The organism is Tardiphaga sp. GW821-FHT12E02 (assembly GCF_058807155.1).
This window is the reverse complement of the sequence record NZ_JBXAQK010000002.1, coordinates 144333-167027: the sequence shown is the minus strand read 5'-3', so window position 1 is coordinate 167027 and position 22695 is coordinate 144333. Positions and strand designations below refer to the sequence as shown.

24 protein-coding genes are annotated in these 22695 nt (G+C 59.8%); 11 read left to right on the top strand and 13 right to left on the bottom strand.

Annotated elements, in window-relative coordinates; all coding sequences use genetic code 11:
- The first annotated feature begins 32 nt into the window (after window positions 1–32).
- From AC1RQ5_RS28300 to AC1RQ5_RS28285, 4 genes are read left to right on the top strand one after another with little or no spacing between them, the layout of a single operon-like run.
- Complete coding sequence (locus tag AC1RQ5_RS28300) at window positions 33–863, top strand: ABC transporter ATP-binding protein (protein ID WP_493203961.1); 831 nt, start codon at window positions 33–35, stop codon at window positions 861–863.
- Window positions 863–1702, top strand: a complete 840-nt coding sequence (locus AC1RQ5_RS28295; protein WP_493203959.1) for an ABC transporter permease — start codon at window positions 863–865, stop codon at window positions 1700–1702. Before AC1RQ5_RS28300 ends, AC1RQ5_RS28295 begins: the two co-directional genes overlap by 1 nt.
- A gap of 25 nt (window positions 1703–1727) precedes the next feature.
- A complete protein-coding gene (locus AC1RQ5_RS28290) occupies window positions 1728–2753 on the top strand; it encodes an ABC transporter substrate-binding protein (protein WP_493203957.1) in 1026 nt (341 codons plus the stop codon).
- Between the two features lie 39 nt (window positions 2754–2792).
- Complete coding sequence (locus AC1RQ5_RS28285; RefSeq protein WP_493203955.1) at window positions 2793–3152, top strand: RidA family protein; 360 nt, start codon at window positions 2793–2795, stop codon at window positions 3150–3152.
- A gap of 66 nt (window positions 3153–3218) precedes the next feature.
- On the opposite strand, the gene AC1RQ5_RS28280 is transcribed toward AC1RQ5_RS28285, so the two are convergent.
- The 7 genes from AC1RQ5_RS28280 to AC1RQ5_RS28250 all read right to left on the bottom strand — a co-directional run bounded on the left by AC1RQ5_RS28280 (window position 3219) and on the right by AC1RQ5_RS28250 (window position 9286).
- Window positions 3219–3749: a VOC family protein gene (locus AC1RQ5_RS28280; RefSeq protein WP_493203953.1), complete on the bottom strand. Its 531-nt coding sequence runs from the start codon at window positions 3747–3749 to the stop codon at window positions 3219–3221.
- A 48-nt stretch (window positions 3750–3797) separates the two neighbouring features.
- The gene (locus AC1RQ5_RS28275) at window positions 3798–4646 is read right to left on the bottom strand and encodes an alpha/beta fold hydrolase (RefSeq protein WP_493203951.1); all 849 of its coding nucleotides are present in this window, start codon (window positions 4644–4646) and stop codon (window positions 3798–3800) included.
- 39 nt (window positions 4647–4685) lie between these two features.
- Window positions 4686–5510, bottom strand: coding sequence for an oxidoreductase (locus AC1RQ5_RS28270; protein WP_493203950.1), 825 nt, complete (start codon window positions 5508–5510; stop codon window positions 4686–4688).
- On the bottom strand, window positions 5507–6403 hold the full coding sequence (locus AC1RQ5_RS28265; protein WP_493203948.1) for an NAD(P)-dependent oxidoreductase: 897 nt from the start codon (window positions 6401–6403) through the stop codon (window positions 5507–5509). The genes AC1RQ5_RS28270 and AC1RQ5_RS28265 overlap by 4 nt, the downstream gene beginning before the upstream one ends.
- Before the next feature lie 30 nt (window positions 6404–6433).
- Window positions 6434–7108, bottom strand: coding sequence for a L,D-transpeptidase (locus AC1RQ5_RS28260; RefSeq protein ID WP_493203946.1), 675 nt, complete (start codon window positions 7106–7108; stop codon window positions 6434–6436).
- 45 nt (window positions 7109–7153) lie between these two features.
- A complete protein-coding gene (locus AC1RQ5_RS28255) occupies window positions 7154–7762 on the bottom strand; it encodes a TetR/AcrR family transcriptional regulator (RefSeq protein ID WP_493203944.1) in 609 nt (202 codons plus the stop codon).
- Window positions 7763–8086: 324 nt separating this feature from the next.
- Window positions 8087–9286, bottom strand: coding sequence for an MFS transporter (locus AC1RQ5_RS28250; RefSeq protein WP_493203943.1), 1200 nt, complete (start codon window positions 9284–9286; stop codon window positions 8087–8089).
- Window positions 9287–9386: 100 nt separating this feature from the next.
- Here AC1RQ5_RS28250 and AC1RQ5_RS28245 point away from each other — a divergent pair, with 100 nt between their 5' ends.
- From AC1RQ5_RS28245 to AC1RQ5_RS28225, 5 genes are all read left to right on the top strand, one after another.
- Window positions 9387–10277 carry a LysR family transcriptional regulator gene (locus AC1RQ5_RS28245; protein WP_493203941.1) on the top strand — a complete coding sequence of 297 codons (891 nt, stop codon included), beginning with the start codon at window positions 9387–9389 and terminating at the stop codon, window positions 10275–10277.
- Window positions 10278–10624: 347 nt separating this feature from the next.
- Window positions 10625–12901, top strand: coding sequence for a TonB-dependent siderophore receptor (locus AC1RQ5_RS28240; RefSeq protein ID WP_493203940.1), 2277 nt, complete (start codon window positions 10625–10627; stop codon window positions 12899–12901).
- Window positions 12902–12968: 67 nt separating this feature from the next.
- Window positions 12969–14036, top strand: a complete 1068-nt coding sequence (locus tag AC1RQ5_RS28235) for a PepSY-associated TM helix domain-containing protein (RefSeq protein ID WP_493203938.1) — start codon at window positions 12969–12971, stop codon at window positions 14034–14036.
- A gap of 32 nt (window positions 14037–14068) precedes the next feature.
- Entirely contained in the window at window positions 14069–14227 is a 159-nt protein-coding gene (locus AC1RQ5_RS28230; protein ID WP_493203936.1) for a hypothetical protein, read from the top strand.
- 206 nt (window positions 14228–14433) lie between these two features.
- Complete coding sequence (locus AC1RQ5_RS28225) at window positions 14434–15207, top strand: alpha/beta fold hydrolase (protein ID WP_493203934.1); 774 nt, start codon at window positions 14434–14436, stop codon at window positions 15205–15207.
- Window positions 15208–15604: 397 nt separating this feature from the next.
- On the opposite strand, the gene AC1RQ5_RS28220 is transcribed toward AC1RQ5_RS28225, so the two are convergent.
- The 4 genes from AC1RQ5_RS28220 to AC1RQ5_RS28205 all read right to left on the bottom strand — a co-directional run bounded on the left by AC1RQ5_RS28220 (window position 15605) and on the right by AC1RQ5_RS28205 (window position 19122).
- A complete protein-coding gene (locus AC1RQ5_RS28220; RefSeq protein ID WP_493203933.1) occupies window positions 15605–15850 on the bottom strand; it encodes a hypothetical protein in 246 nt (81 codons plus the stop codon).
- A gap of 263 nt (window positions 15851–16113) precedes the next feature.
- The gene (locus AC1RQ5_RS28215) at window positions 16114–18090 is read right to left on the bottom strand and encodes an AI-2E family transporter (protein ID WP_493203931.1); all 1977 of its coding nucleotides are present in this window, start codon (window positions 18088–18090) and stop codon (window positions 16114–16116) included.
- A gap of 96 nt (window positions 18091–18186) precedes the next feature.
- The gene (locus AC1RQ5_RS28210; protein WP_493203929.1) at window positions 18187–18789 is read right to left on the bottom strand and encodes a general stress protein; all 603 of its coding nucleotides are present in this window, start codon (window positions 18787–18789) and stop codon (window positions 18187–18189) included.
- Window positions 18790–18804: 15 nt separating this feature from the next.
- On the bottom strand, window positions 18805–19122 hold the full coding sequence (locus AC1RQ5_RS28205; RefSeq protein ID WP_493203928.1) for a hypothetical protein: 318 nt from the start codon (window positions 19120–19122) through the stop codon (window positions 18805–18807).
- A gap of 196 nt (window positions 19123–19318) precedes the next feature.
- Here AC1RQ5_RS28205 and AC1RQ5_RS28200 point away from each other — a divergent pair, with 196 nt between their 5' ends.
- Window positions 19319–19891, top strand: coding sequence for an SAM-dependent methyltransferase (locus AC1RQ5_RS28200; protein WP_493203926.1), 573 nt, complete (start codon window positions 19319–19321; stop codon window positions 19889–19891).
- Entirely contained in the window at window positions 19888–20736 is an 849-nt protein-coding gene (locus AC1RQ5_RS28195; protein WP_493203924.1) for a glycosyltransferase family 2 protein, read from the top strand. Before AC1RQ5_RS28200 ends, AC1RQ5_RS28195 begins: the two co-directional genes overlap by 4 nt.
- On the opposite strand, the gene AC1RQ5_RS28190 is transcribed toward AC1RQ5_RS28195, so the two are convergent.
- Complete coding sequence (locus AC1RQ5_RS28190; protein WP_493203922.1) at window positions 20727–21770, bottom strand: glycosyltransferase; 1044 nt, start codon at window positions 21768–21770, stop codon at window positions 20727–20729. The genes AC1RQ5_RS28195 and AC1RQ5_RS28190 overlap by 10 nt on opposite strands.
- The gene (locus AC1RQ5_RS28185; protein ID WP_493203920.1) at window positions 21767–22693 is read right to left on the bottom strand and encodes a glycosyltransferase family 2 protein; all 927 of its coding nucleotides are present in this window, start codon (window positions 22691–22693) and stop codon (window positions 21767–21769) included. The genes AC1RQ5_RS28190 and AC1RQ5_RS28185 overlap by 4 nt, the downstream gene beginning before the upstream one ends.
- Window positions 22694–22695: the final 2 nt, after the last annotated feature.

The window sequence follows — 22695 nt, the reverse complement described above, 5'->3', positions numbered from 1 at the left end:
CCACCCCCGAGATCGTCAGAAGGATCGTCGCAGTGAGAGAGCTCCTTGAACTAGATCGGACATTCGGCGAAGGGCGTCACCGTCCTTCGGTCCTCACCTTCACGGACGTCATCAAGAAGTATTCCAGCGATCGCGGCTCGGTCGTCGCCCTCAACGGCATATCGCTCGATGTAAAGGAAGGCGAATTCCTCACCATTGTCGGCCCGAGCGGATGCGGCAAATCGACTCTCCTGAACATTCTGGTCGGTCTGGAGACACCTTCGGCCGGCACGGTCGCGCTCGACGGCGCCAAGGCCGTCGATCGCAAGACCGTCGGCTATGTGATGCAGAACGACAACCTCTATCCATGGCGCACCTTGCGCGAGAATGTCGAATTTCCCCTCGAATTGCGCAAAATTCCAGCCCACGAACGGCGCCGGATCAGCACCCGCTATCTGGAAAAAGTGCAGCTTGCGGATTTCGCCGACGCTTATCCGTACGAATTGTCGGGCGGCATGCGCCAGCGCGGCAACATCATCCGCGCGCTGTGCTTCTCGCCGCGCATTCTGGTGATGGACGAGCCGTTCGGCCCGCTCGACGCGCAGACCCGGCTTCTGCTGCAGGACCTGCTGCTCGAATTGTGGGCGGAAGAGAAGAAGACGGTGATCTTCATCACCCATGACCTACACGAAGCCATCGCGCTCGGCGATCGCTTGGTCGTGCTAACTGCCCGCCCGGGCCGTATCAAGTCATCGCATCCAATCGACATTCCGCGCCCGCGCAACATCCGCCACCTCCACGAGAACGCGGCCTATCGGGAGCTGTTGAGCAAAGTCGGCGATGAACTCGCCGAAGAGATCCAGGTTCAGGCTGGGGTGCATTGATGTCGAGCGAAGCAATCGATCTTCCGGTCACCAGCCCGAACAGCCGGCGCCGTGCGCTCTCCTATCGATCCAGGATCAGCCTGGCGCGGCTCGCCCTCGTTGTCGTAATCTTCGGCTTCTGGGAATATGCGTCCGGCACGCTGTTCTCGGCATTCTGGGTGTCCAAGCCATCGCTGATCGCCGGCTACATCTACAAATGGGTGGTGCATGGCGATTTCTTCTACCAGCTCTCCTTCACATTCGGTTCGATGATCGCGGGCTTTACGCTCGGGACGGTACTCGGCCTCCTGGCGGGTATCGTGCTCAGCCGATCGCAATTTTTGTCGGATGTACTCGATCCCTTCCTCGTCGCCATCAACGGCATCCCGCGCGTCGCCTTGGCGCCTCTGTTCGTTGTCTGGTTCGGCATCGACATGCTGCCGAAGATCATTCTCGTCTTCACGCTGGTGTTTTTTGTCATCTTTTACAACACCTATGCCGGCATCAAGAGCGTCGATCGACGTTTCACCGACCTCGCATTCGTCATGGGCGCCAGCGCCAATGAACTGTTCCGCAAGGTGATCCTGCCGGCCTCGCTGCCGCACATCTTTCTCGGCGTCAAGCTCTCCATTCCCTATGCGCTGATCGGCGCCATCATCGGTGAATTCGTCGCGTCGTCGGCTGGCCTCGGCTGGAAGATCCAGATGGAGACCAGCCTCTACAACACCACCGGAACCATGGCCGGCCTGATCGTAATGATGGTCATCGTGGTCGCGATGAATTCCCTTCTCGCCGTCATGGAGCGCCGGCTGCTGCGTTGGCAGCCCAGCGCGCGCTTCGCCACCAACCAGCCCCAGTGATCACGTCATTGCACAGGAGACTTCGATGATTTCACGTCGTGCCTTCGTTTCCGGCCTTGCTGGCGCAACGGTCACCACCGTGACGCAGCCAACCGTGGTTCTCGCCCAGGCCGGCGGCAAGCCGCTGCGCATCACCCATGCGGTCACCTCGCTGGCCTATATGCAAAGCTACGTCGCCGCTCAGAACGGCTATTTCAACCAGGCCGGCCTGACCGCCCAGATCATCGACACCGGCGGCGGCGGCCCCGATGTTCAACTGGTGCTCGGCGGGCGCGCCGAGATGACCGTCAATGACGGCGCCCAGATTCTTCCCGCTCTCCAGCAGGGGCAGAAGCTGATCTGTGTTCTCAGTCTTTTAAACCGCTCCATCGTCAATGCGACAATTAGCAAGGCCGCAGCGGCCAAATATGGTATCACCGATTACATGCCGCTCGGCGAAAAGCTCGCCCGGATGAAGGGCATGAAGATCGGCGTCACCCGGCCGGGTGCGCTGACATGGCAGCTTGCCCGTTTCAATCTGGTCTCGGCCGGGCTCAATCCGGACAAGGACGCGCAGGTCGTTGCGGTCGGCGGTCCTCCCGCGCTGGCGGCCGCACTCGATAACGGCGCTGTCGATGTGATCTATATCTCCATGCCTATCGGCGAGAAACTGATCCAGGAAGGCAAGGCCACATCATTCGTCAACAATGCGCGCGGTGAAGATCCGAAGCTCGCCCATTTCATGATGGAAGGACTCTGGACCACGCCGGACTATCTGTCGGCCAACCGCTCCACCGTCGAAGCCGCCGTCAGCGCCTACAAGAAGGCGTCGGATTTCATCCGCACATCTCCGCCCGAAGCCGTCGTTGCGGCCCTGATGCCCGCCTTGGGCAGTCTTGGCGAGGCGGTGCTGCTGGATTCGGTCAAACGCATTCAGCCCGCCGTTTCGGAGACCGGCAAGCTCTCGCCGGGCGAGTTCGACACCACCCAGGCTCTGCTCAAGCTGAACGGTTTCCTGACGTCATCCTTTGCCATCGCCGACGTCTTCGACGGATCGTTCACCAACGCGTAGCCGGCGACGACTGGCGTCACGGCACCATTGGAAACCGTCATGGCGAACATCGAGCATCCCTACAGTCTGGTCTACGAGAGAGATGGTGTCGCCTATGTCTCGGGCGCCACCACCATCGATTACGCGACACATCTGCCCGTCGCAGGTGACCAGGCAGCCATGGACGCGGCCCTTGATGAGGTGGAGCGCCGGCTCGCTTCTATCGGCCTCGGCTTGGATTCGGTGACCAAGGTAACGTATTTCCTATTGGACATACGCTTACGCGCAACTGCCAATGCGCAATTCGAAGCCCGTTTCGCCGCGCCGCGCCCCGCCCGAACGGTGATCGGTGTGTCCGCCATCCCATACGGAGGAGTCGCGGTCATCGACGTCATCGCGCATCGATCGCTAAGTCAGTAACGTTCGCTTTGCGCCATCTACGGCTATTCGGTCTCATTAAGCGATACAGCCCCTCTCGCGTTCTGCTCAATCCTCGTCCTGCCATCTGCGTAAATCGGTCTGGTCACGATATGCCATACGATCGGGTGTCGTTATGAATTCAACCGTCGTGCCCCACGGCATGCGCCCGTAACAGACCTTGTTCCTAGGGCCTTTTTCCGTCGCATAGGGAATAGCGCGCGGGGCGGTAAGGGGCGTGCCCCCAGCTTTCGCAAACCGCTCGACCGACACGTCGATGTCGTCGGTGTAGATACCGAAGTGCGTGATGCCAAAGTCACTTGCGCGTACCGGCTGAGCTTGCTCCGGGCCATGCATTTCGAAGAGCTCGATGTCGGCTCCAGTCCCAATCTTGACCATCGCCTGGCCACGCACGACCGTTCCAGGGAAAGCACCGACGGCGCGCTCGAATTCCGATCCTTGCCGCGGCGGATCCTGCGGTCCGAAGGACTGGTAGATCACCTGGCCGCCGAAAGCTTCCACCAAGAATGATTTGGCCGCTTCGATATCGGGCACGACGATGCCGATATGATTGACGCCGCGAATAACGGATGCCGTCATGACAGTCTCCTTTGCTATTTTCTCGACAAGAGGGCGCGAGCGCCGGATTCAGTTGGTCTTGAGGAAATCGGTGAGAGCGGCTGCGACTTCATCAGGCCGCTCGTCCGCGACATAATGGCTGCACCGTGCGATCGAGCCGCCCGTCACATTGCTGGCGAACTCGTTGAGCATCGGCACCATATGCGCACCGAAGCGCTGATCGCCACCAAGGCCTAGCACCGGTATCTTGAGCGGTTGCTTCTTGTACTCGAGCGCGGCTGCATGGTCGGAGGCAAGGCTACGATACCATTCCATACCGCCGCGCGTGCGGCCGGGAAGTGCCATAGCTTTGGCGTAGATGTCTATGTCTGCCAAGTTGAACGTGCTGTGATCGTAAAAGCGCTCAGCCATAAATGTCGAGATGTAGTCATATTCACGGCCATGAATCAGACGCTCAGGCAGATCCCTGGTCATGTGGAAGCTGAAATGCCAGAGCTCTGCGGTCGTAGCCTCCCACTCGGTCCAACCGGGAAGCGGAACGTCTAGGACGGCCAGATGGGTCACGGCGTTCCGATAAATGGCTGCCTGCGGCAAGGCGACCATTCCGCCGATGTCGTGTCCACATACGGCGTAGCGTTCATGCCCAAGACCAACCATCACTTCATGGGCGTCGCGCGCCAATGTAGCTTTGTCGTAGCCGTCGAGCGGACAGTCGGAGAAGCCCGCGCCACGCAGATCCATGGCGACCACACTGAAGTTCTCGGCAAGCATCGGCATGACCTTGTGCCATTCCCACCACGTCTCCGGCCAGCCGTGAAGAAGAAGGATCGGCGGGCCCGAACCTCCGGTGACGGCGTTGATCTTGATGCCATTAACCGGCATCAGTCGCTGGATAAACCCGTTCAAAGTTGCGATCATGCTTTCACCTCGGTCAGGCGTTTGAGTTCGTACCAGCGATCAGAGCTGCTCGAAGTTGGTAGCGATCGCGATGTCGCGCCATGCGTCGATATCCCGACGGAACGCGGCCAGCTTCCGCTCGGCGATCGAGTGCGCGACGGGGCCCAGTGGCAGATGCAGCGGAGCGTCACCCGAATCAACCGCTTGCAGGATCACCGCGATCGCCTTGTCGGGATCGCCAGCCTGATTGCCGTCGTTGGTTTCGCGGTAGTGCTTGCGCGAGCTTGCGGCATATTCCGGCATCTCGTTCGCTGCAATGGTGATGGAGCGACCGAGAAAATCAGTGCGAAACGGTCCAGGCTCGACGATCAGAACACGGATGCCGAAAGGCTTCAGCTCATCGGCGAGCGCCTCGGAAACGCCTTCCACGGCAAACTTGGCGGCGTTGTAGTAGCCGCCGCCTCCGCCGCCCGCGATGCCGGCGCCGGACGACATGTTAACGATGGTTCCGCCCGTACGGCGCAGGACAGGCAAGGCGGCCTTGGTCGTCTCGATCAAACCGAAAACATTCACATCGAACATCGGTCGATATTCTTCGGGCGTGCCTTCCTCGATCGCGCCGTAAAGCCCGTAGCCGGCGTTGTTGACCAGCACGTCGAACCCACCAAAAGCATGGGCCGCCATGACGACAGCCTCTTTGGCAGTTGCCGGGTTCGTCACGTCGAGCGGCAACGTGATCATGCGGTCTGCGAAAGGCCGGGCCATCTCCTCAATGGTCGCAACATCGCGGGCTGTCGCGATGACCTGATCGCCGCGCAGCGCCGCGGCAAGAGCAAGCCGTCGTCCGAAGCCGCTTGAGCAACCCGTAATAAACCAGGTCTTCATTGCATCTTCTCCGAATTTCTTTCAGACGCGAAGCGGCTGCTGCCGCGCACCGTGATGTCAGCCATGATCGACCAATCCTTTTCACCGAGCCCGGCCGAAACAGCGTTGCTCAACCGTTCGCGCACAACATCGAGCATCGGTAGTTCGCGTCCGATCGCGTTGCTGGCTTCGGTTGCCAGGCGCATGTCCTTGAGCGCGAGCTTGGCTTTGAAGCCCGGCTCGAACGCCCGCTCTGTGATCTGCGCGCTGTAGCTCTCATAGGCGCGACCCGAGAAAAGTGTGCCAAGAATGAGCTCGAAAAAGTCCGCGCGATCGAGGCCGAAGCTCTCTGTCAGCAGCACAGCCTCGCCCATTGCCTCGATGGCCATGGCGATCATCATGTTGCACGCGAGCTTGGCTGCATTGGCCCGAGCGGGCTCCTCCCCCAGCGTCCAGACCTTTTTGCTGAGCGGTGCGAGCAGCGGCGCGACCGCTGCGAGTGCATCGCCCTTCCCGGCCGCCAGGATGTTGAGCTGGCCACTTGCTGCGACATTCGGCCGGCCGAGCACCGGCGCCGACACATAGCCGACACCTGCCGCGTCGTGTGCGAGCGCGAGCTCCCGCGCGAAGGCAACCGAGATCGTCGAGGTGACGACATGGGTCAGCCTTGGTCGGGCGCCGGCCAGCAAGCCGGCATCGAGGATCACGTCCCGGATGGCCGCATCGTCGGACAGCATCGTAAATGCGGCGTCGGCCTTGAATGCCTCCGCTGCGCTCTCGACCAGCGTGACTCCGGGCACGCCGCCCGGGGCAACCTTGCTCCGGTTCCAGGCCCGCACATCGTGTCCGGCCTTCACCAGGTTGAGCGCCATGGCCGAGCCCATGCTGCCAAGACCGATAAATCCAATCTGCATGTCTGTTCTCCTGTTGTTGGGAAACTGTGCTCAGGAACTCAGCGCCCGGCCGCCCTGAACCACGATGACGCGACTGCCGACCGAGGCCCGGCTGTACAGATCGACGATGTCCTGATTGATGAGCCGGATGCATCCGCTCGAGACAGCGCTGCCGATCGTCTCAGGCTCGGTCGTGCCATGAATACGGAATAGGGTGTCTCGCTCGCCTTGGTACAGATAGAGCGCGCGCGGCCCGAGCGGGTTGCCGAGGCCGCCCGCCATCCCGCCTGCGAAAGGCCGGTATCGCGTAGGCTCCCGAGCGATCATGTTCTGTGTCGGACTCCAGCGCGGCCATTCTGCCTTTCGCCTGATAATCGCCGTGCCGGCGAAGGCGAGCCCCTCCTTGCCGACGCCGATGCCGTAGCGCATCGCCTTTCCACCGCCCTCGACAAGATAGAGATGGCGAGCGGGCGTATCGACAATGATCGTTCCTGCCGGTTCATTCGTCGGATAGTCCACGCGCTGTCGCAGCATCTCCGGATCCACGCCGGATATGTTGACTTCCGGTATGGTATGAACGCCGTCGATCAGCTCCGCATAGGCAGCAGGTGTTTTGTTGGTTTCCCGCTTGACCAGATCGCTGCTGCTTGCACAGCCCGCGAGCATTGTGGTGACTGCACCGATCAACGAGAGGCGCGCAAATTGTCTTGGGTGTACGTTCGTCATGGCAAATTTCAACATAATAAGGACCATTCGGTTCCTAATTAGAGTTTAGAGAACAGCCTCCATCAGGAGATCGATATTTCTCAGCATGTCGTCGCGACGCGACCCAACTTTTCCAAGAATCCGCATGCCTTGGGCATGGGAGACGATGAAATGAGCGATGACTTTGGGGTCGCAATCATTCCTGATTTCACCTGCAGCCTGTCCTTTCGCCACCGTGGCGGCGAACAGGTCTTGCAGCCGCGCGAATAAACGCTTGATAAGATCGGCAATGTCCGGATCTCCCGGCAGCATCTCGGCGGCGGTCAGGACAGCGAAACAGCCTCGGACACCTTTGCTACCCGACGACAAATCCGCGTACCGTATGAAGGCGTTGCGGATTGCCGCCTTTGGTGACGGATCCGATCGAAGCACCTCCTGCACGTTGCGAACGCCATCTTCGGTATAGAGCTTGAGCGCGCGCAGGAAGACCGACTTCTTGTCGCCGAAAGCCTTGTAGAAGCTGCCTTTCGACAGTTTCATTCCATTCAGCAAATCGGGTAGCGATGCATCGTGATAGCCGCGATCCCAAAACACATGCATTGCGCGCTTGACAGCCTCGTCGAGATCAAACTCGCGAGGACGACCGACGGGGAGATTGGCATTATTTGGCAGCATGCGAATGATATGAACCGATTGGTTCCGAAATGCAAGAGGGAGGTAACCATTTTTGAGAACAGCTCGCTAGGCGATTCGCCTGCTGGCTTTGCGGGCTTAGCCCCATTGCAGCGGATGGAGAGGCGCCATCGCCGGTCAGTTCTCGTTGCATGTCGTCTGCTCTGCGCCAGAAGCTGCCGCCCGACTAGCATTTGTTAGCGAACAGACTAAGCCAAGCGGATAGTTGTTGTTCAGCTTCTTACCATCTCGTCCGAGACGTGGCGGATTTCATCCAAGAAGCTAAAACGTACGTCTTACCGTACTAATATTCAAGCAAAGTTGGAGTTACGGTCGCATTCGCTGTCTGCGGAGGTAGGCATGGACACTTGCCGCAAGAAGCGCGAGTGCGCCACCGAATACTGTCGTCGAGATCCACCCCCCTTCGTTCCATACGACCGTCGCGCCTGCAGATCCCAACGAACCGCCAAGGAACATCCCGGTCATGAAGATCGTGTTGATCCTTCCGCGTGCTTGCGGATGAAGTCCGAAGGCGACGTGCTGATTGGATATAAGGGCTGTCGTCACCCCGAAGTCGAGAACGATGACCCCCACGATCAGTCCAAGTAAGGTGGTCCAGAGTCCGAAGATGAGCCACGAAACGATCGTGATCGCAATGCCGACGGCGGCGACTGCGCGCGGTCCACGACGATCGGCAAGCCGACCGGCCACCGGTGCCGCTACGACGCCAATGGCGCCTACGATTCCGAAAAGCCCCGCGACCCCTGCGCCGAGGGAGAATTGCGGTCCCCGTAGATGGAACGCCAAGATGGTCCAAAAGACCGTGAACGACGCAAAAAGAGCTGCTTGCGCGATTGTCGCCGATCGAAGTGTCGGCTCCGACCTCCACAGCTTGCCCATAGATCTCATCGCGTCGGTATAGGGCATCGCCATGTAGGGATGATTGCGAGGAAGCGCGACAGCCATCGTGCCTGCGGCAACGACCGCCAAAGGAACTGCTAACCAGAACATTTCGCGCCATCCCGCGTGGCTGGCGACGAAGCCTGCCAGCGTGCGGCTGAACAGCAACCCGCATAGCAGGCCGGACATGATCGTGCCGACGGCCTGGCCGCGCCGCTCCGGTGACACGAGCGAAGCTGCGAACGGAATGATCTGCTGCGCGACGGTAGCTGTTACGCCGACCGCAAGGGACGCCGCAACCAGCGCCCAGGCAGTAGGCGCCATGGCGGCAAGCGCAAGCGCTGCGGCGAGAAAGCCGAACTGCACGATGATGAGCCGTCGCCGATCCATCATGTCGCCGAGTGGCACGAGGAGAAACAGCCCGGCGGCATAGCCGATCTGGGTGGCCGTCGGGATCAGCTCCGCAGCGCGCTGGCCTGGAAACGCCGCTTGTATCACCCCGAGCATCGGCTGGTTGTAGTAGATGTTGGCTACTGCCACACCGGTCGCGGCGGCCATCGCGAAGGCCAGCGGGCGACCGAGCGGTCGAGCAACCGAATCGACGGATGGCGTTGCAAGTTCGGACATCGGAAACCCCTTGAGTGCGTTGCTGAGCCCAAACTAGCCACGCATCGATTTCCGCTGTAGTGTCACCAATCGATAAGCCGTCATATCGGAATGCGATACAATGGATACCGACGCCGTGGCCGTTATGGTCGATGCCGCCTTGGCAGGAAGCCTTGCCGGCGCAGCCCGCCGCCTTTGCATTTCTCCCATGGTGGCAACACGCCGACTCGCCGCCCTGGAACAAGATCTCGGCGTCCGGCTATTCCACCGAACCACCCGTTCGATGTCGCTGACGCCCGAAGGCGAAGCATTCCTGCCGTACGCGCAGGCGCTCGTCGAAGGCGAACTCGCCGCACGTGCCAATCTTCGCGCCACCAAGGAAGGTGTCTCCGGAACGCTTCGGATCAACACCTCGACAGCCTTCGGACGGAAACTGATAGCCCCGATCGTTCCACGTTTGCTGAGAAGCCACCCGTCGCTTCGCATCGACATGGTGTTGACCGACGAGGTCGTGGACATCTCGGGGACCGGCATGGATCTGGCGATCCGGTTTTCAGAACCGAGAGAGAACAGCCTGGTCGCACGCCCGATCGGGATCAGCCCTCGCATATTGGTTGCGGCACCAAGCTACATCGAGGAGTTCGGACGCCCCCGCACTGCTGCGGATTTGAAGCTCCACGCGTGCCTGACGCTCTCTGGATCAACCCACTGGCCTTTCCGCGTCGACGGCCGCGAGCGGCAAGTCCCCATCGACGTGCGACTTACCGCAACTGCCGATGCTCTCCACGATGCCTGTCTCCACGGCGCCGGGATCACTCTCCTCTCTCATTGGAACGTCCGGGAGAACCTGCGCGACGGCACCCTTGTCCGCATTGACCTCGACGGCGCCAGTGCGGGCGATCACACGATCTGGGTCGTGTATCCCACCGCCAAACTCGTTCTACCTAAAGTGCGGATGTTTATCGCCGAACTAGAGAGCATCCTCGCGACCGACTATCCAATTCGACGATAGACGTCAAAAGCGACATCGGCAGATGCGGTCCCTTTAGTTCTTAGACGGCTTTGCCCCAAACCCCGGCCACGCGCGGTATACGTTGCGGCCGCCATCCGGGCCTCTTCAACTTAAGGCCTGATCGCGCCGTTAGCCATCATGTGTTCCTCCCTGGAACACGGCGTGTGTGAAGCTAAAATGACCTTTTGTCGCACCAGTGGCTTTCCTGCGCAGTGTTGCCTGAGAGCACTTCAAGCCATGTGACGCGTAAGCTACCGACAACTTATGCGCCGCCGCCGCTCCGCGCTCCCAATCATCAAAAAATTGCCAGCTCCCTCCTCCCGAGCCGGAAATCAATCGAGATCGCTATGCATTTACGCAAACTTTTTGTCAGCACGACGAGCGTTGCGGCCGCACTGGTTGCAGCATTTCACGGAACGAGCCACGCGCAAACTGCACCCGCAACATCGAGCCAGCTTCCCGCGGTCACCGTGACGGCGCCAACCGCCTCGCCGAGTCGCCCGAAAACTGCAACGCGATCTGCGGCGCGAACGACCCGCGCAGTTAGCGCGTCCCGCGCTCGCACAGCCGTTCCTGTTGCACCAGCTCCTGCCCCCGTTGCTGTTGAGCAACCGAAGGGAGCAGTTCAAGGATATGTGGCTGGCCGAAGCGCGACCGGGACCAAAACGAATACCTCGATCCTGGAGACGCCACAGGCGATAAACGTTGTCACGCAGGACCAGATCCGGGCACAGGGTGCAAACTCAGTAGCGGAGGCGTTAAGATATACGCCCGGCGTGAACGCCGAACGAACTGGCTTTGATCCTCGTTATAATTGGATCACCGTGCGCGGCTTCGATGTTCTCAACCGTACCGCGCTGGACGGCATGATCCTGCCCGGCGGGACGTATGCGACGCCTTTCATCGATCCATACACGCTCGAACGCATCGAGGTTCTTAAGGGCCCTGCGTCCGTCCTCTATGGCCAGAACGCACCAGGCGGTCTTGTCAATTTTGTCAGCAAACGGCCGACCGAAGTGCCGTTCAACGAGGTGCTATTGCAGGTCGGCAATTACAATCGAACGCAAATTGCAGTCGATACGTCCGGCCCGCTCACGGCCGACAAGTCGCTCCTTTACCGGTTCGTCGGCGTCGGTCGGAAGAGCGATACACAAGTCGATTTCAACACGGATGACCACGTCGTTGTCGCACCAAGCCTGACGTGGCGGCCGACCAACGACACCACCTTTACGCTGCTCTCGCATTATCAGAAGGACACGCCGATCATCAGCGGCCCGTTCTATCCCGCGCAAGGCACCTTGCTCGCCAACCCCAACGGCCAAATCCCGTCGTCGCGCAATCTCGGTGATCCCGCGAATGACCGCTTCAAGCGCGAACAGTTCGCGGTCGGTTATGAGTTCGAACATCGCTTCAATGACATCTTCACGGTGCGCCAGAACCTGCGATACACCGACGTCGATCTCGATATGAGCATCGTGCGCGGCACGGGTTTGCAAGCAAACCTGCGCACGCTCAATCGCTCGAACGTGCTCGTCGATGAAAACGCGAATGCGTTCACTGTCGATAACCAGGTCCAGATCAACGCCTGGACCGGTCCGGTTTCGCACACTATCCTGACCGGACTCGACTACCGATACCAGCGCAACGACTATCGTTTCGGGAACTCGGCAGCAGGCGTCACACCAACTCTCGATATCTTCAACCCGGTCTATGGCCGCACTTTCCCCATCCCGGCCTTCAACACCTCGACCTTCAGCACGCTGGAACAGGTCGGACTGTACATGCAGGATCAGATCAAGTTCGACCGCCTCGTCGTCACGGCCGGCGGCCGATACGACATTGCCGACACGATCACCACCAATCGGATCAACAACACGACGGTGCGACAGGAGGATTTCGCGGGTACGGCACGCATCGGTGCCGCATATCTACTGGATTACGGCATCACGCCGTATGCCAACTATTCAACCTCCTTCGCGCCGACCCCGGGCACCGTCAGCGCCGGTGCCGTTCTCAAGCCGACCACGGGCGAGCAGGTCGAGGCGGGCATCAAGTATGAGCCTATCGCGAACACACTCCTGACCGTTTCCTTATTCGACCTGAAACAGCAGAATGTGGTCTCCACGGATCGCATCACGGCGGTCCGGACTCAAGTCGGCGAAATCCAGGTCAAGGGTCTGGAATTTGAGGCGAAGACCTCACTGAACCGTAATCTCGATGCCATCGTGTCCTATGCCTACATGGACGCGGTCGTCACGCAAAGCACCGGTACCGATCTTGGAAAGCGTCCGATCTACGTTCCGTTCAATCAAGCTTCGGCTTGGGTAAATTACAAATTTACGCAGCCTGCATTGGCTGGGTTCGAAATCGGCGGCGGTGCGCGCTATATCGACAGCCTCTATGGCGATACGGTCAATGCCCTGCCCATCCCAAGCGTCACGCTGTACGATTTCGGGATCGGTTACGATTTCGGCTACGCTTCGCGGCAGCTTCAAGGTTTGAAGCTGCGCATAAATGCCAACAACGTATTCGATAAGGAATATGTAGCGTATTGCACGGGCGTAACCGCCTGCAACTACGGCCCGCGCCGGACGTTGCTCGCGACCGCCAGCTACCGCTGGTGAAGTGTTGAACGCTGCAAGCATTCGGGCATGGGGGCTCGTCCACAAGTGGACGAGTCTGATTTGCACGGTGTTCCTTCTCTTTTTATGCGTGACTGGCCTGCCGCTGATATTCCGCGAGGAAATCGACGACTTGCTGTCGCCGCGCCCCGAACTGCACAGCGTGCCAGGTCCAAACATCGCTTTGGACGATGTCATCGCATCGGCGCTTCAGCGTTTTCCTGGTAACGTTCCGCGCTTCGTTTTCTGGGATCACGATCATCCCGATCAGATACGCCTGATCCTTGCGAAGACGGTGACGGCACCGCCCGCGCATCGGCTTATCTATGACCTGCGCAGCGGCGCCTTGATCGATCAATTGCGACCGGGCCTGTCGCTGACCGGCTTCATTCTGAAGCTCCACACCGATGCTTTCCTCGACCTGCCCGGCGCATTGTTCTTCGGGGCTATGGGCATCATGTTCTTCGTTGCCATGGTGTCGGGCGTCGTTCTTTATGGGCCTTTCACGAGGAAACTGGCATTCGGTACAATTCGGGGCGAACGTTCGCGCCGCGTGCAGTGGCTCGACTTTCATAACCTCATCGGAATACTGACGCTAATCTGGGGAAGCGTTGTTTGCCTAACAGGCTCGCTCAACACCTTAACCGCTCCGATGGTCGGCAACTTTCAGCGAACTGATCTTGCTGCGGTCCTTGCCCCTTACCGCGATCACCCGAAGGTGGAGAAACCGGTCTCAGTCGATGCTGCCCTCAACGCGGCTTTGGCAACCTCGCCCGGGGCGCAGCCCTTCTCGATCATCTTTCCGGGATCGACGACGGCGACCAGTCCGCATCATTACGCTGTCTACATCGTTGGGACTGGCCCGATCACGTCGCGCATGTTCCAGCCTGTCTTGGTCGAAGCCGCAACAGGTGCAGTGACGGCCAAGATTCAATTTCCTTGGTACCTCAACACTCTGCTGGTGTCGCGTCCGATCCACTACGGCGACTACGGCGGACTGCCCCTTAAGATCATCTGGGCGGCGCTAACACTAATTTCGATCGGGCTTCTTGTAACCGGGCTGTATCTCTGGTTGGCGAAGCGTCCACCGGAGACGCGGCGCCTTGACAGAAGGCCGATCGGCGCAGGTTCGAAATGAGGCGCAACGCATCGATATTCCGGACAGTGTTCTTGTGGCCGACCGTCATCGGTTTGGTCAGCGTCATCGGTCTGGCCGCCGCCCTCTTCGGTGATGGGATGTGGGATCTTGCTTCTTGGCTTTTGCTCGGATCACTGCCCGCGCTGCTTGCGGGCTTTGCCGCCGCAGGGACGGGAACTAAGAAGCGATGAGCGTGCATTTCCTTCCTTTAGGTCCGCTTTGCGCGATGAGCCGATCTTCACGAATTTCGAGGTTAGTCACGACCCGATGCTCTCCTCCGCCGGCAGTCTCGACGGTGTCAGCGCCGTATAATCCGGGCACCGGCCGGACCACGCGCGTCAATGGCCCATAAAGCGATCTGGTGCGTTAGGGTTTGCAGTAATATAAAAGGCGTAAGATGTATCATATCCAACGCGGCACCGGGCCAAAGCTGCTGCTCATTCACGGTCTCGGCGGAAGTTGGCAATCGTGGAGCATGATCCTTGATGCGCTCAGCGCGCATCGCACGGTGATCGCTGTCGACCTTCCCGGACATGGTGCCACGCCGGTTGAAGGCGATAGCGGCACGTTCGCCGGACTGGTTGGCAGCGTCGAGCGCTATCTCGCGGAAAATGATCTGACAGGCGTCGACATCGTCGGCAGTTCGATGGGCGCACGGATCGTCCTCGAACTTGCACGGCGCGGCAGCGTCGGTAACGTGGTCGCACTCGATCCGGGAGGTTTTTGGCGCAGTTGGGAACGAACCTTCTTCAAGGTGACCATCGGACTGTCGGGACGATTGCTGCGCGCGATCCGACCGCTGCTGCCGACGCTTAGCCGAAATGCAGTCACGCGCACGGCGTTGCTGGTACAATTGTCAGCGCGGCCTTGGGTGCTTGACCCCCATGTCGTGACAACCGAACTGACGGGACTCAGCACCACGCCGACGTTCGACGCGCTGGTCGATGATCTTGCCACAGGCCCAGGGCAGACTGGGCCAGCCGCGCTAACCACCGGGCGCGTTGTGATCGGATGGGGAAGGCAGGATCGGCTTTGTCTGCCCCGCCAGGCGACCCGTGCCAAAGCAGCTTTCCCATCGGCAGATCTGCACTGGTTCGAGTCCAGCGGTCACTTTCCCGCATGGGACATGCCCGACGAGACCGTTGCCGTCATCCTTGCCGCAACTGAGTGACATCGAATTTCGATCGATCTCAGAGCCGACGACATAAGCGGCAAGCATTCGCCGACCGCCGGTTGCGATCTTGCGTTAGGCATCGGATGCAGAAGCGGATCTTGGACCTTTTTTGGCGCCGCAGGTCTGGCTTCATTGCAGCGGCCGCTTTGCGCCAACAGCGGACATGAGGCGGCGCTTCGCTTTGAGGCCACGCGGACTAATCTGCCCATCTCGATTGTCTCAGATATGCGGAGACGGACGACGTCGCGTCGGATTTCGCGCGACTGACGAAGCCTTTCCGGGAAAAGGAGTTCTGAGCTTGCAGAGGTTGTGTCGGCCCTGATGCCCCTATCAGCTTCTCCGTAGCGGTCGCCGCATTGAAGGTGACGCAGATCTCCGCAAAGGAAGCCCCTCCTTAATCACGCCTTCTGGCGAAGATCACTCCGCTCACGAATGCAACGGCCAACATGCCAAGCGGCGCCGCCTTAGTGACGTCCTTGAGCATCTGCAGATAGTTTTCCGGACGTTTCGCGGCTTCGAGCTTTTCTCTCAGATGGCGCCCGACCTCATCGACATGATCGGATGCGGAATGGACTGCGTCCTTCGCCGTTTCCAGCCCCTTCTCCGCCATAGACGGATGATCATTTTTACCATCGCTCATAAAGCTTCTCCTTCCAGGTAAATGCCGATCAGTGACGACATTACTCCAACGGCCTGTCGTCGTCGGTCGAGGCTTCCTCCTCTGGCGAACAGATATCACCGCCGCCGAGAAGATCTTCCGGCGGCGGATGCTCTTCCGAGTGTGATCGCGTTTTTGGATCAGCGGTAGTACGTGTATTCGGAGCAATTGCGGGATGATGGCTCACCTCGTTTCATCCTTCATTTCCCAAGGCTCCTCGGCAGATATCGAATGCCGAAGCCTCCTCATGCCGTTTCAATCACCATTTGTGGTTCTGACCGATCGTCCGGGTCGCCGTCGATCCTCGAAGCGCTATCGATGCAGAACATTAATGCCTCGGCAGGAGACGCCGCCACCAGATCGGCCTTCGCGTCCGCGCGAAGCTGTTCAAGAGCACGCCTGTCGACGTCCTCCGCCCAGCAGCACAAAATGATTGCGGCCTTCGGCAACTTCCGGCGCAGACGTTTGACCGCGTACCGAATATGCGAGGGCGAGCCGATTTCGAGATAGATCAGGCATACCGCCGCTACGCCTCTGTCCTCCAGACGGAAGATATTCGCCGTCGCGAGCGTGTCGGCTGGCATGGCCAATGCCTCGATCCCGTGATGCTTTGCCAAATGCGCCATCATCAACGACGCCGTCTCGTCGAGTTTGTTGCGTCCGCCGATACAAAGCAGCGGATGTTCGCTTCTCCATTCGGGAGCAAGAACGGAGCGTTGCAACACAGGAACACGTTCGGCCTGGCCGTTCTCCGGGACTTTATCGACCGCCGACGACGCCTCGACATCGGTGGTCTTGCCTCTAACCTCGGAAACGTCTTCGACGTCTGCAAGATCTGCGATGAACTCCTCAACTGCATCGCGGATCTTAGCTTGCCGAACGGCGTCTAGCACTCCGCGCTCCACATCGTGGCGCGCCATCATTAACCCCTTCAATGCGACCTGCTCGTAGTAGGAGAGAAGGGAGCGCTCCTTCAAGAATTCCTCCGCCTTCTCCGCCGCTTCGGTGGGATCATCGGCAAGCATGCGCTGGTAGAAGATTTCGGGTGGCGACAGCGCAGGCCTATCTCCGAACATGACGTCGAGAAATTGGAATTTTTCGGCATGTCGGCCGAGCACGACCAAACAGACGGTCAGCGGCGTTGCGAGAACGAGGCCTATCGGTCCCCATAAAGCTGTCCAGAAAGTCGCCGCGACGACGATGGCCACTGGCGAGAGGCCTGTACTCCGTCCGTAGGCCATCGGCTCAATGACGTGTCCAACGATGGGCTCGACGACGATGAAAAGCGCCGCCGTCCACGCCAGGAGCGACCAACCTGGATCAACGGCGACTGCTAGGATCAGTGGAAAGGCCGCCGAGATGACGGCACCGATATAGGGCACGAAGCGCAGCACCGCGGCCAGAACGCCCCAAAGCACCGGACTGGGAATCCCGATAGCCCAAAGGCCGATTCCTATTACCAGCCCGAATGCGCCGTTCACGGCGAGTTGGGTCAGAAGAAGTCTGCTTAATCTGCCGCCAGCGTCGTCGATCGCAGCAGTGGTGCGTTGCAAGTCGTGCGTGCCCGCCAAACGGATCAGACGGTTTCGCAAATCCTCGCGCTGAAGGAGGATGAATATCACGAAGATGACGATAATCCCGGTCGTCGCCAATGGATGAACAAGCGGCGAAATCAGGGTACGCAAATTCTCCAAAGCGCTTGGATCGGGCTGTCGGACCTCGACTGGGACCGGAACGACCGCCCCCCCGTTCGGGTTGCCTCCGGTTCCTGCGAGAGGGCGCTCCGATAGGACTGGTTTCGGCCTATCGAGTTCCTTGCCGAGATCCTTCAGGATGTCAGACGCACGCTCGAGCGTACCCCTTCCGGCCGTGGTCGATCTAAGCGTTGTGATCTTGTCGCTGATCGTCGTCTGATATCTCGGCAAATCTCCCGCCAGGTCGGCCAATTGGGTGGCAAACAGGCTGCCAATCCCAAATATGCAAGCGAACGCGCAAAGCACGATTCCTACGACGGCGAGGCTTCGCGGTACATGGAGGGACTGCAATAGCCGAACCGGAGGCGCCAACGCGAAGCTCAGCAGGATCGCCAGCGCGATCGGTACAAGCAGGTCTCGCCCGAAATAAAGGGTTGCAATGATCATCCCTGCAAGGATGGCACTTGCGACGATGCTCAATAGGCCAAAGAGGTCTTCAGGAGTCCGGCCACGGTCTGGTGAGAGCATGAGATCGTCGCTTTCGTAGACGGCAGGCGAATAAGTTTATGTATGCAAAGTTCCAACCATAAAGATGCGAAGGGCCCGCCGAAGCGGGCCCTCTAATTATCGGTAAAGCTCGCGTTCTTTGCGAACTTGGTCTGCACCATACGGCTTGCTCGCCGGGTCGTAGCCCGTCCAACCGGTCTTCTGCCAAGTAGCGCCCCGCCCGCGAATGTCGACGGACGACTGATCGAGGATCGCATCCAACCGATCGCGATCCGCATCAGCAACCTTCGCGGACACCAACGTGCCGCCGCGACGGACACCCTCCGCATAAAGCGGCGCTTCTTCGTCAGACACACCGGCTTGCGTCAACGCACCGACGATGCCACCTGTCGCAGCACCTGCGGCAGCACCGACGGCAGTTGCTGCAAGCCAGCCTGCTGCGACAACCGGGCCGAGGCCAGGTATCGCGAGAAGGCCCAGACCAGTCAAAAGCCCTGCGGCGCCACCAAGGCCAGCACCAATGCCCGCTCCAGTGCCCGCGGCTTCTGCCCGGTCATCGATGCCGTCGCCATCGCGATCCTTCTTTCCGTCAAACCAGTTGTCGGAATTGTTCGCGACGATGCTGATGTCCGAATGTGGGACACCGGCGGCTTCAAGCCCCTGAACAGCAGTCTGTGCATCGGCGTAGTTATCGTAAAGACGTGAAATCGTTGCGGTCATTTGATGGACTCCCTATTACTTGGCAGCGTTTACGTTGCCTTGAAAATCGACGCTGATCGCACTTGCCGAGCCGTTCTTGCTCGCCTTGCCGCGCCAGACACCGTTGTCATCCTTTTTCAGCTCGGTAACGTCGGAATAGCCGGCCTTTTCGATTGCACTCTTGGCCTGTCCCTCGGTGAACGAGTTGCGGCCAGCAACTGGCGCGTCAGAATTCTTTTGCTCGTTGTTAACGGCGTTATTGCCGGGGCCGTCCTTCGCAGCGGGAGCCTGCGCATATGCGGCACCCGTAATCAAAAGGGCAGTCGCTACGCAAATGGTGGAAAGACGTTTCATTGGAAGTCCTCACAAGTCGGTGACAGTGCAAGGTCAACAGGCGGAAGACCTACTCGTTCCGGAATGTTGCCGGCTCATTGTGCGAGGTGCTCCGACCGTAAGCAAGGACCGACTTCCGGAACTCGACTAGTGTCGGGACGTTCCGATCAGGATGGGCATCACGCCAACGATTTGCCCGTAGACACGCGGAGGCTAGATGTCGGATTCTATATCGTCCGAATACTTTGAGCGGATGTATGCCGGCGATCCAGATCCATGGAAGTTTGAAACCAGCGCGTATGAAGCCGGAAAATATGACCACACCATTGCGTCACTTGGTACACACCATTTTGCGCGCGCTCTGGAGGTCGGTTGCGCCAACGGGCTTCTCACGCAGCGCCTAAGCAGTGTATGTGAGTCCGTCGTCGCAATTGACGTCAGCGATACTGCTTTGCAGCGCGCCCGTCACCGCAACCGGGCTTCGACACATGTCCACTTTTTCAACATGCCGTTTCCTCGCCAGACACCGAACAGCTCTTTTGATCTGATCTTGATGTCGGAAGTTGTTTATTACTGGAGCACTGCCGACATCGCGGCGGCAGGCGCATGGATCGAAAAGCATATCGCACCGAAAGGCGCTCTGTTGCTCGTGCACTGGATCGGCGAAACCGATTATCCGCAGACTGGCGACGAAGCCGTGCGCCTGCTGCGCCAATCGCTGCCAAACTTTCAAACGATTGCATCCGACCGTCGCGACGCTTACCGCCTAGACCTATGGCGCGCCGCGTGATCAAGCTCAGCGTCATCACGATTGTCCGCAACCGGGCCCAGCACCTCCAGCGTCTGATCGAAGGCCTGAGGCGGAGCACAACATCCCCTCGGGAGCTGATCGTCGTCGATATGAGCGATGCTCCCGTCGCGATCCCTGACTTGCCATTCCCATGCCAGCGCATCGCGTTCGACGCCAAATGCCTTGCTTTGGCGGAAGCGCGCAATCTCGGTGCGCGAGCTGCTGGCGGCAAGCGATTGCTATTCCTAGACGTGGACTGCATTCCGCGCACCAACCTCGTCGCGACGATGGATCGCGAGCTCCGTGTTTGGGATGCGCTGATCTGTCCTGAAGTCCGGTATCTCGGGCCCAACGATTCCGGCCACCATGACGATATCAAGCTCGAACAAGCCTCAGTTCAGCATCCGGTCAGGACGTTTCCCGACCACGGGAGCCGTAGAGAGCGCAACGCCGGGCTGTTCTGGTCGTTGACTTTCGGCATCCGCCGCGTCCGCTTCGACGCATTGGGGGGATTTGATCAGGGATATGAGGGCTACGGAGCGGAGGACACAGATTTCGGCTTTCGAGCATCGGAAGCTGGGCTGCCTCTCCTCTTTCTCGGTGGCACGGGATCATTCCACCAACATCACGGCGTCATTTCCCCGCCGCTGCAACATGTCGCCGACATCGTGCGAAACGCCAACCGCTTTCACACTCGTTGGGGCACATGGCCCATGGATGGATGGCTGAAGCAGTTCGAAGAGCTTGGACTTGTCTCGTTCTCAAACGGCGTACTACGTCTGGAGCGCGCGCCTAGCTCCGCGGAGTTGAAAGCCGCGACGCAACCACCGTCCACTTATTTCTGATCCGACAGATTCCGATTGAGCGCTGCGAGCATGTTGACTGCCCCGTTGGGATCGCCAAGAGCGACCACACGCGTGAGATCGAGGTTTTGCGCTTGCTCAAGAAGTCGCGCCCATTCCCACACTTGTGGCCATGCTTCCACGACGACGGCAGCGCGTGCCTCTCCCAATGATCTAGCTTTCTGAACTTGTTCACCGAAAGGTCGCGGCTCTGGGATGCAGATGAACGGGCGACCGATCGCGATGACCGCGTTGACCAAGCCGTCACCCGCAGCACCCACGACGATTTCCGAGGCGGCGATCTCGCGCAACGGATCATTGGTCCAACCCACAAACGCCAGATTTTCTGGGCAATGTCTTGGCGGTGTCGCGGGCCCTATGACCCGCCATTGACGGTCAGGCGTTGCAGACGCCGCGGCAGCGATAAGTGTGCCATCCTGGGGTGCGCCGCCCTTCCCTCCAACGACCAGCACTCTGCCGGACACCGGTTGCGACGAGGCGCCACTATGTATGGTCACTCCTGGACAATAAACCGTCTTCTCTCGAACCCAGGCGGGCAACGTCATGTCGTCGAGCGTTTGCGAGAATGGCGCAACCAACAGTGAAGCGGCACGATAAGCTTCCATATGTGCCGGATCGTCCCGAGGGCCACTGAGACGAACAAACGCCACGCGCGTGGCGCAGAGCCTTGCGAGCATCGCGATCTCGACCGAAACATCGACGACCATCATTGCCGGCCGGTTGTCCATGATCCAGCGCGCGATGAGGCCCATGCGCTTTCTGACGCCTTCATGATCGAGCGGCGCGTAATGGCAAGCGAGGGGACGAGAAGTCGTGCCATCCACACCGTCGAAAGCGTCAGTGTCCATCATACGATCGTCCGGCAGGTCCACCGTGGCGACATTGGCTGTCCGTCCCGCCAACCCGGTGCCTAACAGGACCATGCGTCCTGATTGCGCTGCCGCGGCCAGGGCAAGAGCTCGTTGTCGGTGCCCGTCGCCGTGGTGATGCACGTAATAGCCGATGGGCCCCTTCACCCCGCCGCCTCGAATAGGGCCTCTCGGAGTACCGTGTCGTCGATCATGGGAGGGAGCAGTTCCTCTAGTTCGGCGACCAACGCCGCGCCGCCGCGCCGGCGGGCGTCGCGCCGCCATGCGGCACGCAGCCGCCATTGCGCGAAGGACGGCAGCATGATGCGGCCTTCCGTCCCGCATAGCCCTTCTAACCGCATCATGTGTTCGGCCATACCGCCGGCTGCTCGGCCGACAGTGCGTGGCGATGCGCGCGTCCAGATCGAGGCCGGATGAGCGAGACGCCCACCGCAACGTACTATTGCCTGCACCAGCGCCCGGTCCTCGCTACTTGGTATGGCGGGTACGCCGCCGCATTGACGATAGGCTGACACCGTCACGCAAAGACTTGCGCCTGTGTGATCACCGTGGCGAGGCGGTGGATCCCAGGGCACGGGATCTACGGCATCCTCGATTTCACGAACATGCGCCCAATAACGATCCGTGAGCAAACCCAGCGCCGTTACAGCATCGCTCAACGGCTCGCTTCGATCTATCGCGATCCGACCGCCCACGACATCGAAGCCAGACGAGATCGCCGCAAGGTTAGCTGCGAGCCAGTCTTCAGGAGGTCGGGTATCAGCATCGGTTGTGAGGACGTACCCGGCCGGTCCCGCTATGTCGGCTGCTAAATCCATCGCGCGCCGCCTTGCGTTTCCCGCATGGGCGTCCGCGGGAGCGAAGACGACCTCGTCTAATACAAGGTTTAGAGCTGGATACCGACGGGACGCCGCGGCAACCGCATCTTTGGACCGATCAGTGGTATTGTTTAAGGACACCACCACGGTAGCGTCATCGATCGTTTGACGGCTCAAAGCGTCGATAAGGCGGGGAAGCCGCTCTTCCTCGTTCCGTGCGGGCACGCAAACGACGAGCTTGCCGTCCGCCATGG